Here is an 11752-nt window from a genome sequence, read left to right as displayed (position 1 = left end):
CCTGACATTCCACCTCGGCATGTCCGTTCCCCCCTGCACCCCCGACCCCCGCCGATTCCTTGCAGAAGGCCTACATGGTGAGTGTTCAAACCCCTCCCGGGCACCGCGAACTCCCTTACGCGCGGGTGCTGTTGCTGCCCGCCATACTGATGGCCGCGGTGACCGGAGGCGCCGTCGCCGCGGTGACGGAACCGGCCAGGGCGGCCGTCGGCTGGTGCGGTGCCGTCGCCACCCTGCTGGTGACCGCCACGGTCGCCGAAGCGGCCCGCCGCGGCCGGGCCCAGCGCGCCCGGCGCGCGGAGAGCGACCGTCACACCGCGCTACTGGAACAGCGCATCGCCTCCCACGAGCACGAGATGCTCCGCTTCGCCCACGAGATCACCCCCGCCGCCCTCGACCGGCTGCACAGCGGGGAATCCCCCGGAGAGGTGATCCGCCGCATCGGCGAGACCGACCCGTCCTACCGCGACCTCCCCGCGGCCCAGGTGCGCCTGCTGAAGACCGTCCTCGGCACCATCGACAAGGAGGAGGCCCTGCGCGACTCCTCGCAGCGCTCCTTCGTCGACATCGCCCGCCGCGTCCAGGCGATCGTCCACCAACAGGCCAAGGAACTGCGGGAGATGGAGGAGGACCACGGGCGCAACCCCGAGGTCTTCGACGACCTGCTGCGCCTGGACCACGGCACCGCCCTGATCGGCCGTCTCGCCGACTCCATCTCCGTCCTCGGCGGCGGGCGCCCCGGCCGCCAGTGGCCGCAGCCCGTCCCGCTGTACAGCGTGCTGCGCGGCGCGATGTCCCGCATCCTGGAGTACCGGCGCATCTCGCTGGACGTCATCGCCAAGGTGAACATCAACGGCGTCTCCGTCGAGCCCGTCATCCACGCCTGCGCCGAACTCCTCGACAACGCCACCCGCTACTCGCCCCCGCAGACCAAGGTGCACGTCACCGCCACCGAGGTGCAGACCGGCGTCGCCATCGAGATCGAGGACGCGGGCGTCAGCCTCAGCGACGAGGCCCGCGCCCGCGCCGAGGGCATGCTGGAGCGCGCCATGACCGGCGGTGACCTCCAGGACCTCGGCGAGTCGCCGCGCCTCGGCCTCGCCGTCGTGGGCCGGTTGTGCAAGACGTACGACATGCAGATCTCGCTGCGCACCTCCGCGTACGGCGGGGTCCGCGCCGTGCTGATCGTGCCGCGCGCCATGATGACCGACGGCCCCGCGCCCGGCGTCGCCCACGGGGTCGGCGCCACCGCGCTGCCCAAGGCCGAACTCGGCGCGCTCGAAGGCCCGAAGCGCCCGCCGAAGAAGCGGCGCCCCACCAGCCCGCGGATCCCGGCCGGTGTCTCCATGGTGGACGAGGTGCCCGAGGTCACCGAGTGGACCGCGGGCGGGCTGCCGCAGCGCCGCAGCCGGATGAAGACGCCGCTCAGCCGGCGGCTCGCCGAACAGGCCGCGATGGACCACGCCGAGCGCGAGGTGCTCGAGGCGCACTCCCGGTCCGCCTGGGGGGCGCCGCCGCCCGCCGCGCCCGACCCGGCGGAGCCCGAACCCGGCCTGTGGGTCGAGGCGTTCATGAACGGCCTCAAGGACGACCCGGACCCCACCGTGACCAGCCAGCCGAAGACCGAGCAGGCCCGTGCCGAGGCCGACGACGAGAGGGACCTCAAGTGATCCAGCAGCGTGCCAACTTCGACTGGATGCTCAAGGATCTCGCCGACGGCGTACCGGGCATCGAGATGATCGTGGTGCTCTCCGCCGACGGGCTGCGCATCGCCCGCTACGGCGGCGACCCCGACGCCGCCGACCGGGTCGCCGCCGCCTGCGCGGGCCTGCAGAGCCTGGCGGGCGCCGTCGCCCAGGAGATCCCGGACAGCGACGGCCGGATGAAGATGGTCATCATCGAGATCAACGGCGGCTACTTCTATCTGATGGCCGCGGGCGCCAACGCCTACCTCGCCGTCCTCTCCGACGTCGTCGCCGAACCCGGTCTGATGAGCAACCGCATGCGGGACCTCGTCATCCGGATCGGCGCCCATCTGACCAGCCCGCCCAGGCGCAACGGGCAGACCGTATGACTGCTCCGCGGCGCCAGCGGCGACACCCCGCACCCCAGCCGCCGTCCCCGTCCGCGGAGGAGGGCGACGGGAAGATCCCGGAACGGCTGTACGTGGTGGCGGGACCGGCCGGAGACCGCGCCGACCTCGACCTGGTCACCCTGATCGTGGCCAACGGCCGCCCCTCGCCGTCCGCCACCCCCGAGCAGACGACGGTGATGCGGCTCTGCGCGGCGCCCCTCTCGGTGGCGGAGCTGTCGGCCTACCTCAGCCTGCCGTACAGCTCGGTGACCGTCCTGCTGACCGAGCTGCTGGTGGCCGAACTGGTGCAGGCGCGCGCTCCGATCGTCCGCCAGGCGCTCCCCGACCGGAACCTCCTCGAAGCGGTGATGCATGGACTCCAACGGCTCTGACACCCTGCACGGACCGCGCACCACGGACCGGCTGCCGCAGTCGGCCGAGGCCGCCGCGAAGATCGTCATCGTCGGCGGGTTCGGCGTCGGCAAGACCACCATGGTCGGCGCGGTCAGCGAGATCAGGCCGCTGACCACCGAGGAGACCATGACGCAGGCGGGTCTCGGCGTCGACGACGACTACGGCTCCGAGACCAAGACCGCCACCACCGTGGCCATGGACTTCGGCCGGATCAGCATCACCGAGCAGCTCGTCCTCTACCTGTTCGGCACCCCGGGTCAGGAGCGCTTCTGGTTCCTGTGGAACGGCCTGTTCGAGGGTGCCCTCGGCGCGGTCGTGCTCGTCGACACCCGGCGCCTGGAGGTGAGCTTCGACGTCATGGGGCGCCTGGAGGAGCGCGGGGTGCCCTTCGTGGTCGCCGTCAACTCCTTCCCCGACGCGCCCCGTTACCCCCTCGAAGACCTGCGCGTGGCGCTCGACCTGGCCGACGAGATCCCCATCGTCGAGTGCGACGCGCGCCGCCGCGCCTCCAGCCGGGACGTCCTGCTGACCCTGACGCGGTTCCTGCACTCGCTCGCCCTCACCGGCGCCCTCACCTGACCCCCGGCCCCCACCGGCTCTTCCCCGGAGTGACCAACCGTGACGTCTGAACACACCTCCCCGAGCGAGGCGGACGACCTCGTGCTCGACCCGCCGCCCGGCTGCCCCGCGCACGGCCGCGGCCCCGGCGGACTCCACCGGCTCTACGGTCCCGAGGCGCGGGACCTGGACGCCCTCTACGAGCGGCTGCGCGAGGAGCACGGCCCGGTGGCGCCCGCGCTGCTCCACGACGACGTGCCGGCCTGGGTGGTCCTCGGCCACGCCGAGAACCTCCACATGGTGCGCTCGCCCTCGCAGTTCACCCGCGACAGCCGCATCTGGGGCCCGCTCCTGGACGGCATGGTCAAACCCGACCACCCGCTGATGCCGCACATCGCGTGGGAGCCCATCTGCTCGCACGCCGAGGGGGACGAGCACCTGCGGCTGCGCGGCGCGGTCACCAACGCCATGTCGACCATCGACCACCGCGGGATCCGCCGCTACATCAACCGCGCCACCCAGCGGCTGGTCAACGCGTTCTGTCGGCGCGGCACCGCCGACCTGGTCGGCGAGTTCGCCGAGCACCTCCCGATGGCCGTGATGTGCGAGATCCTCGGCATGCCGGAGGAGTACAACGACCGGATCGTGGAGGCCGCCCGCGACATGCTCAAGGGCACCGAGACCGCGATCGCCAGCCACGGCTACGTCCTCGGCGCCCTGCAACGGCTCACCGCCCGGCGCCGCGAGCACCCGGAGGAGGACTTCGCCAGCCACCTCGTCACGGACCCGGCCGGGCTCACCGACGACGAGGTCACCAAGCACCTGTGGCTGGTGCTGATGGCCGCCTACGAGGCCACCGTCAACCTGATCGCCAACGTCCTGCGGGTGGTCCTCACCGAGCCGGGCTTCCGCGCGCAGCTCAGCGGCGGACAGATGACGGTGCCCGAGGCGGTCGAGCAGTCCCTGTGGGACGAACCGCCGTTCAGCACGATCTTCGCCTACTTCGCCAAGCACGACACCGAGTTGGGCGGCCAGCGCATCCGCAAGGGCGACGGGCTGCTCCTCGGCATCGCCCCCGGCAACGTCGACCCGCGGGTGAGGCCCGACCTCGACGCCAACATGCAGGGCAACCGCTCCCACCTGGCCTTCGGCGGCGGCCTGCACGAGTGCCCCGGGCAGGACATCGCCCGCGGCATCGCCGACACCGGCGTCGACGCGCTCCTGATGCGGCTGCCCGACGTGCAACTCGCCGTCCCGGAGGAGGACTTGCGCTGGACGCAGTCCATCGCCTCCCGGCACCTGGTGGAGCTGCCGGTGTTCTTCGCGCCGAAGCCCGAGCAGGACGTGCGGGCCAGGCCGAGCCAGAACCCGCTGCCCGCGCCGCGCGCCACCTGGCAGGTCGGCATGCCGGCCGCCGCCCGGCCGCAGCCGCCCGCCGAACCCCCGCAGCCCGTCACCCCGCCGCCGGTCCCCGCACCCGGACCGGAGCCCCGCCCCGGCGCCTGGCAGCGGCTCGTGCGCTGGTGGCGCGGCTACTGACCGGCCCACTGCGGGTACGACGACCAGGCGCCGAGCGCGCGGACGCTGGTGAAGCGGTGCTCGATCCCGGTGATCGGGTCGGTGAACTCCAGGGCCCGCGCGAGCAGTTGGAGCGGGCGCCGGAAGTCGTCCGGCGGTACGGGGCCGGTGACGACCGGGTACAGGGGGTCGCCGAGCAGGGGCACCCCGAGGGCGTTCATGTGGACGCGCAGTTGATGCGTCTGGCCGGTGGTCGGCGTCAGCCGGTAGCGCCCGAGCCCGAACGCCGGTCGCCGCTCGGCGAGTTCGACCCGGGTCACCGCGTTCGGCTCGCCGTCCGTCTCGTAGGCGGCCAGCACTCCGCGCTCCTTCACGATCCGGCTGCGCACGGTCCTGGGCAGCGCGAGCCCGGGATCGTACGGTGCCACCGCCTCGTACTCCTTGCGCACCCGCCGGTCGGCGAACAGCGACTGGTAGGCACCGCGTTCGCCGGGGCGCACCGTGAACAGGACGAGGCCGGCGGTGAGCCGGTCGAGGCGGTGCGCGGCGCCCAGCGACGGCAGGCCGAGGCCGTGGCGGAGCAGGGCCAGCGCGGTCTGCGTGACATGGCTGCCGCGCGGGACGGTGGCCAGGAAGTGCGGCTTGTCGGCGACGACGATGTGGTCGTCGCGGTACACGATCGGCAGGGGGAACGGGACGGGCACCTCGGGGGGCAGGTCGCGGTGGAACCACACGTACATGCCCGGCACGTAGGGGGCGTCGGCGGGGACGGGCCGTCCGTCCGCCCCGACGATCCGGCCGTCGTCGAACATCCCCGTGATGACGGCGGGGTCCGCCGAGAGGCGCTGGGTGAGGTGCTCCCGCACGGTCTCCCAGGTGCCCTCGCCCGGCAGCCGCACCCGCACCGGATCGACCCCCTCGCGCTGGGGCAGGGGAGCGGGCGGTACGCGGCGACTGCGGGTCATGGCGGCCAGCGTACGAGGTGGGAGGCCGGGGAGGGGGTGCGCGGGGAGGGGCGTGCGGGGTGGTGAGGGGCGGCCGGAGGTGGCGCCGCCCGCGGGGTCACGCGGCGGGGGCCGCGCCCTCCTGCTCCACTTCGATGCGCGCGTTCCACTCCCGCTTGGACGCCTGCCAGCCGTCCTCGTTGTGGCCGAGCCGCCAGTAGCCGGAGATGGACAGGGCCTCGCGCGGCAGCGCGTGCTCGACGCGCAGGAGCTGACGCAGTTCCTTGACGAAGTGGGCCTCGCCGTGGACGAACGCGTGCACCCGGCCCGCGGGGAACTCCAGTGCCCGTACGGCCTCCAGGAGCCGCTCGCCGACCGGGCGGTCGCCGCGGTGCAGCCAGGTGACGTCGACGTCGGAGTCGATCTTCTGCTCCTCGTCGGGTCCGGAGACCTCGATGAAGGCGTGGGCGCGGGCGCCTTCGGGCAGCGCCTCCAGGGAGCGGGCGATCGCGGGCAGCGCGCTCTCGTCGCCGACGAGCAAATGCCAGTCGGCGTCGGGCGCGGGCGCGTAGGCGCCGCCGGGGCCCATGAAGAGGACCGTTTCACCCGGCTGGACGCGCTTGGCCCAGGGCCCGGCGAGGCCCTCGTCGCCGTGGATCACGAAGTCGAGGGTCACCTCGCGCAGCTCGGCGTTCCACTCCCGCACGGTGTACGTCCGGGTGACCGGCCACTGCTCGCGCGGGAACTCGGCGCGGATGCGCTCCATGTCGAACGGTTCGGGGTAGACGGCGCCCCCGGCGGGGAACAGGAGTTTCACGTAGTGGTCCGTGCAGGTGTCTGCTGCGAACCCGCCCAGACCCTCGCCGCCCAGTACCACGCGCTGCATGTGCGGTGTCAGACGTTCGGTGCGGACAACCTGCGCGGAGTGGGGTGTGCGCGGCTTGCGTGCCGGGCGTTCTGCCATGACGGCCTCCCTGTTCCCTTGCTTAGGTATACCTAAGTTAGCATCTCCCCGCGCTCCGGCCGAGTCCCCCACGGCGGGGGAGATGAATCTTGCCCGGCGCGATAAGTCCGTTTTCCCTCGACGAGAACACCGTTCTCCGGCTGGGATGCCGGAGGGCGCGTGGTGCGGGTGGGGAGGGTCCGGGGGCTACGCGCCGAGCGTGGTGACCAGGCGGTGCAGGGAGCCGCCGAGGCCCCAGCGGGTGCCCAGCTCCGCCACCGCGGCCGGGTCGCGCGGGGTGTGCGGGAGGGTCGGGTCGACGTCCGGGAGGGGGACGTCGTCGGCGACCTTGACGACCTTCGGCGCCACCGCGAGGTAGGGGCGGGACGCGTCGAGCCGCGTGCGCTGCGACGGCGTCAGCCTCGCCTTCGGGTCGTCGACGGCGGCGATGATCCCGGGCAGGTCCCCGAACTCGGCGAGCAGCTTCGCGGCCGTCTTCTCGCCGATGCCGGGGACGCCCGGCAGGCCGTCGCTGGGGTCGCCGCGCAGGGTCGCCAGGGCGGCGTACCCGCTGCCGTCCACGCCGTACTTCTCGCGCAGGGTGGACTCGTCGGTGAGCTGGAGGCTGCCGACGCCCTTGAGGGGGTAGAGGACCCGCACCCCGCGGGCGTCGTCCACCAGCTGGTAGAGGTCGCGGTCGCCGGTGACGATGTCGACCGGGCCCTTCGCCAGCGCGGTGAAGGTGCCGATCACGTCGTCCGCCTCGTAGTCGGGGACGCCGACCCGGGCGATGCCCAGCGCGTCCAGGACCGACTCGATGATCGGGACCTGCGGCGAGAGGGTGTCGGGGACCTCCTCGGTGTCCGGCCCCGACGGCTGCTCCTCGGCGACCCGGTGGGCCTTGTAGGTGGGGATGAGGTCGACCCGCCACTGGGGGCGCCAGTCGGCGTCCATGCAGGCCACCAGCTCGTCCGGGCGGTGGTCGCGGACCAGGCGGTCGATGAATTCGAGGAGCCCGCGCACGGCGTTCACCGGCGTGCCGTCCGGGGCCTTCACGGACTCCGGGACGCCGAAGTAGGCGCGGAAGTAGAGCGAGGCGGTGTCGAGGAGCATCAGTCGTCCGGTCACGTCTCGCATCATGCCGCACGCCACCGACAGTCACCGCCCGCGCGCGGGGGAGCGGGTGACGTGCCGCACTCCGTGGAGTGTGACCTGAATCACTCATGTGTTTGGTCCGGACCGGTTCGGGCAGGCGCGGCCTCGGAGCGATGCCGGTTGCTCATTCAACTGACCAGTGGTGCGCGGCGCTGTCGTCTCCCTTCCTTGCCGCCGAGACGAGAGGTTCGCGTGTCCTCCAGACTTGAGGCCCAGCACCTGTACAAGGTGTTCGGCAGACGTCCCGACGAAGCAGTAGAGAGGCTCCAGAAAGGAGCGGACCGCGAGGAGCTGCGCGCCGACGGCACCACCGCCGCCGTCATCGACGCCTCCTTCACGGTCGAACCTGGCCAGATATTCGTCGTGATGGGGCTGTCCGGGTCCGGCAAGTCCACGCTCCTGCGCATGCTCAACGGCCTGCTGGAGCCCACGTCCGGGCAGGTCCGCTTCGACGGGGACGACCTCACCGGGCTCGACGACCGCGCGCTGCGCGAGGTCCGCGCGAAGAAGATCAGCATGGTCTTCCAGCACTTCGCGCTCTTCCCGCACCGCAGCGTCCTGGAGAACGCCGCCTACGGCCTGGCCGTGCAGGGCGTGCCCCGCGCCGAGCGCGAGCGTCGCGCCGGCGAGGCGCTGGCCCTGTGCGGACTCGAGGGCTGGGAGAACTCCTGGCCCGACGAGCTGTCCGGCGGCATGCAGCAGCGCGTGGGCCTGGCCAGGGCGCTGGCCACCGACGCCGACCTGCTCCTCATGGACGAGTCGTTCAGCGCGCTCGACCCGCTGATCCGCAGGGACATGCAGGACCAGCTTCTCCAGCTCCAGCAGAGCCTCAAGAAGACGATCGTGTTCATCACCCACGACCTCAACGAGGCCATGCGGCTCGGTGACCGCATCGCCGTCATGCGGGACGGCGAGATCGTGCAGACCGGCAGCGCCGAGGACATCCTCATCCGCCCGGCCAACGACTACGTCGCCTCCTTCATCCAGGACGTCGACCGCTCCCGGGTGCTCACCGCGGGCGCCGTCATGGAGACGGACGTCCACGGCGACGAGGCCGACTGCGACTGCGAGACGGCGACCAAGGACACCCCGTTCACCGAACTCTGCGCGATCAGCGCCCGGTTGACCCACCCGGTCGCCGTGCTCGACAAGGAGCGCCACGTCGTGGGCGTGGTCCCGCGTCAGCGTCTGGTCGGTTTCATAGGCGACGAGCAGGCCGGTCCCGCCGCCTGCGACTCCCCGCACGGCGGCGGCAAGGTGGTGGCCCGTGCCTAGGATCCCGCTCGGCGACTGGGTCAACGACACCGTCGACTGGCTGCTCGCCCATGTGAACTGGCTGTTCGAGTTCTTCAAGACCATCTGCACCGGCACCTACGACGGCATCAACGCCGTCCTCCAGGCGCCCGAACCGCTGCTGCTCGCGGGCATCTTCGCGGTCCTCGCGTTCTGGCTGCGCGGCACGCTGGCCGGTGTCCTCACCTTCGTGGGATTCGCCTTCATCGACTCCCTCGAACTCTGGGACGACGCGATGGTGACCCTGTCGCTCGTCCTGGTGGCGACGATCATCGCGCTGGTGGTGTCGGTGCCGGTGGGCATCTGGGCCGCCCGCTCCGACCGGGTCTCCGGACTGGTCAGGCCGGTCCTCGACTTCATGCAGACGCTGCCCGCGATGATCTACCTCATCCCGGCGATCCTGTTCTTCGGCACCGGCGCCTCGGCCGGCATCGTCGCGACCCTGATCTTCGCGCTCGCCCCCGGCGTGCGCATGACGGAGCTGGGCATCCGGCAGGTCGACAAGGAACTGGTCGAGGCCGCCGAAGCGTTCGGCACCTCGCCCCGCGACACCCTGCTGCGGGTGCAGCTCCCGCTGGCGCTGCCGACCGTGATGGCCGGTGTCAACCAGGTCATCATGCTGGGCCTGTCGATGGCCGCCATCGCGGGCATGGTCGGCACCGGCGGCCTCGGCGGCGACGTCAACCAGGCCATCGGCCAGCTCGACGTCGGTCTCGGCTCCGAGGCCGGTGTCGCCATCGTCATCCTGGCGATCTACCTGGACCGCATGACCAGCGCGCTGGGCACCCAGGTCTCCCCGCTGGGCCGCCGGGCCGCGGCGCGGGCGCGGGCCGCCAAGGGCCTGCAGATCTGGTCGTACCGGCCGAGCCCGCAGATCGCCGTGATCGGCGTGGTCGTGCTGGCGCTGGTCGCGGGCGGCATGGGCGTGTTCGGCGGCTCGGGCGGTTCCACCGAGGTCGCCGACGGCAAGGACGTCGGCCAGGGCAAGAAGATCTCGATCGGCTACATACCCTGGGACGAGGGCGTCGCCTCGACCTTCCTCTGGAAGGAGATCCTGGAGCAGCGCGGCTACCAGGTGGAGGCCAAGCAGTTCGACGCCGGTCCGCTGTACACCGCCCTCGCGCAGGGCAGCGTCGACTTCGAGACGGACTCCTGGCTGCCGACGACGCACGCGGAGTACTGGAAGAAGTACGGGAGCAAGCTCGACGACCTCGGCGCCTGGTACGACCAGACGTCGCTGGAGCTGACGGTCCCGGCGTACATGAAGGACATCAACTCGCTGGCCGACCTCAAGGGGAAGGCGTCGACCTTCGGTGGCAAGATCACCGGGATCGAGTCCAGCGCGGGTGAGACGGGTCTGCTCAAGAGCAAGATCCTGAAGGCGTACGGCCTCGACAAGGAGTACAAGGTCGTCGACAGCTCCACGCCCGCGATGCTGGCCGAGCTGAAGCGCGCGATCAGCAAGAAGGAGCCCATCGTGGTTCCGCTCTGGTCGCCGCACTGGGCGTACAACGACTACGATCTGAAGAAGCTCAAGGACCCGAAGGGCGCCTGGGGCACGGGCGACGGCGTGCACACGCTGTCCCGCAAGGGCTTCGCGGACGAGAACCCGGTCGTCGGCAAGTGGCTCAAGGACTTCGAGCTGGACGAGAAGCAGCTCACCAGCCTGGAGGCCGAGATCAACAAGGCCGGCAAGGGCAAGCAGCAGGACGCCGTGCGGAGCTGGCTGAAGGACAACCCCGGTCTGGTCGACAAGCTGGCCCCGGTGGAGAACGCCAAGGCCGCCGCCGAGACCAAGCGGGCCGTGACCGTCGCCTGGTTCCCGTGGGACGAGGACGTCGCCGTCACGTACCTGTGGAAGAACGTGCTGGAGAAGCGCGGCTACAAGCTGAACCTGAAGCAGATGGACGTCGGTCCGGTCTACACGGGTCTCGCCGCCGGTGACCTCGACCTCAACTTCGACGCCTGGCTGCCGTACGCGCAGCAGAACTACTGGGACAAGAGCAAGGACCGGCTGAAGGACCTCGGCACCTGGTACGAGCCGACGTCCCTCGAAGTGGCCGTGCCGTCCTACGTGAAGGGCGTCAAGTCCCTGGAGGACCTCAAGGGCAAGGCGTCGACCTTCGACGGGAAGATCATCGGTATCGAGCCCGGCACCGGTGAGATGAACCTGCTGAAGACGAAGGTCCTGCCCGGCTACGGCCTGGACAAGGAGTACAAGGTCGTCGACGGCTCCACCCCGGCGATGCTGGCCGAGCTGAAGCGGGCTCTCGCCAAGAAGGAGCCGGTCGCGGTCGTGCTGTGGTCGCCGCACTGGGCCTACAGCCGCTACGAGCTGACCAAGCTCAAGGACGACAAGAAGCTGTTCGGCGAGGGCAACACGATCCGCACCATCTCCAACGAGAAGTTCCCCGAGCAGTACCCCCAGCTCACCGGGTGGATCAAGAAGTTCCGGATGAGCGAGGACGAACTCGGCAGCCTGGAGAGCGAGATCAACGAGAAGGGCCAGGGCAAGGTGGAGGAAGCGGTCGCCGCCTGGGTCAAGGAGCACCCGGACGTCGCCGCGCGGATGACTCCGCAGTAGCAGCCCGGCGACGGCACCGCCCGAGGGGCGGGTCTCCCCACGCGTCCTGACAGCGTGTGGCGGGGCCCGCCCCTCGGGTCGTTCCGGGCCGATCGCGGTCCCGTCGGCTCCGCGGGCACGGTAAGGATCCGGCCAACCACACAGCGCTACACCCCTGCCCAGACCTGACGGCCCCGGCGGCCGGTCCCGGCAGGCGCCCGCGGTCCGTGCGGGGGACCGTGCCGCTCCGCGCCGCGGCACCCCGGGCCGCCGTCCCGGTACGGACGACG

10 protein-coding genes are annotated in these 11752 nt (G+C 71.4%); 7 read left to right on the top strand and 3 right to left on the bottom strand.

Annotated elements, in window-relative coordinates:
• Positions 1–74: 74 nt before the first annotated feature.
• The 5 genes from GA0115242_RS23810 to GA0115242_RS23790 are packed head-to-tail and all read left to right on the top strand — an operon-like array spanning position 75 to position 4585.
• Entirely contained in the window at positions 75–1670 is a 1596-nt protein-coding gene (locus GA0115242_RS23810) for a sensor histidine kinase (protein ID WP_093831745.1), read from the top strand.
• Entirely contained in the window at positions 1667–2074 is a 408-nt protein-coding gene (locus tag GA0115242_RS23805) for a roadblock/LC7 domain-containing protein (protein ID WP_093831743.1), read from the top strand. The genes GA0115242_RS23810 and GA0115242_RS23805 overlap by 4 nt, the downstream gene beginning before the upstream one ends.
• On the top strand, positions 2071–2466 hold the full coding sequence (locus tag GA0115242_RS23800; protein ID WP_093831741.1) for a DUF742 domain-containing protein: 396 nt from the start codon (positions 2071–2073) through the stop codon (positions 2464–2466). The genes GA0115242_RS23805 and GA0115242_RS23800 overlap by 4 nt, the downstream gene beginning before the upstream one ends.
• Positions 2447–3067: a GTP-binding protein gene (locus GA0115242_RS23795; RefSeq protein WP_093831739.1), complete on the top strand. Its 621-nt coding sequence runs from the start codon at positions 2447–2449 to the stop codon at positions 3065–3067. Before GA0115242_RS23800 ends, GA0115242_RS23795 begins: the two co-directional genes overlap by 20 nt.
• A 39-nt stretch (positions 3068–3106) precedes the next feature.
• On the top strand, positions 3107–4585 hold the full coding sequence (locus GA0115242_RS23790) for a cytochrome P450 (protein ID WP_093831737.1): 1479 nt from the start codon (positions 3107–3109) through the stop codon (positions 4583–4585).
• Here GA0115242_RS23790 and GA0115242_RS23785 read toward each other — a convergent pair.
• From GA0115242_RS23785 to GA0115242_RS23775, 3 genes are all read right to left on the bottom strand, one after another.
• The gene (locus GA0115242_RS23785) at positions 4579–5529 is read right to left on the bottom strand and encodes an RluA family pseudouridine synthase (RefSeq protein ID WP_093831735.1); all 951 of its coding nucleotides are present in this window, start codon (positions 5527–5529) and stop codon (positions 4579–4581) included. The genes GA0115242_RS23790 and GA0115242_RS23785 overlap by 7 nt on opposite strands.
• A gap of 97 nt (positions 5530–5626) precedes the next feature.
• Positions 5627–6472 (bottom strand): siderophore-interacting protein, encoded by an 846-nt coding sequence (locus GA0115242_RS23780; RefSeq protein WP_093831733.1) that lies wholly within the window; start codon positions 6470–6472, stop codon positions 5627–5629.
• A 186-nt stretch (positions 6473–6658) separates the two neighbouring features.
• Positions 6659–7588, bottom strand: coding sequence for a 5'-3' exonuclease (locus GA0115242_RS23775; RefSeq protein WP_237549268.1), 930 nt, complete (start codon positions 7586–7588; stop codon positions 6659–6661).
• A gap of 210 nt (positions 7589–7798) precedes the next feature.
• Here GA0115242_RS23775 and GA0115242_RS23770 point away from each other — a divergent pair, with 210 nt between their 5' ends.
• Entirely contained in the window at positions 7799–8881 is a 1083-nt protein-coding gene (locus tag GA0115242_RS23770; RefSeq protein ID WP_093831729.1) for a quaternary amine ABC transporter ATP-binding protein, read from the top strand.
• Positions 8874–11483: an ABC transporter permease/substrate binding protein gene (locus tag GA0115242_RS23765; RefSeq protein ID WP_093831727.1), complete on the top strand. Its 2610-nt coding sequence runs from the start codon at positions 8874–8876 to the stop codon at positions 11481–11483. Before GA0115242_RS23770 ends, GA0115242_RS23765 begins: the two co-directional genes overlap by 8 nt.
• Positions 11484–11752: the final 269 nt, after the last annotated feature.

Source organism: Streptomyces sp. SolWspMP-5a-2 (genome assembly GCF_900091845.1).
Lineage (GTDB): Bacteria > Actinomycetota > Actinomycetes > Streptomycetales > Streptomycetaceae > Streptomyces > Streptomyces doudnae.
Note: the sequence above shows the minus strand (reverse complement) of the source record. Positions and strands in the feature narration are given on the sequence as shown.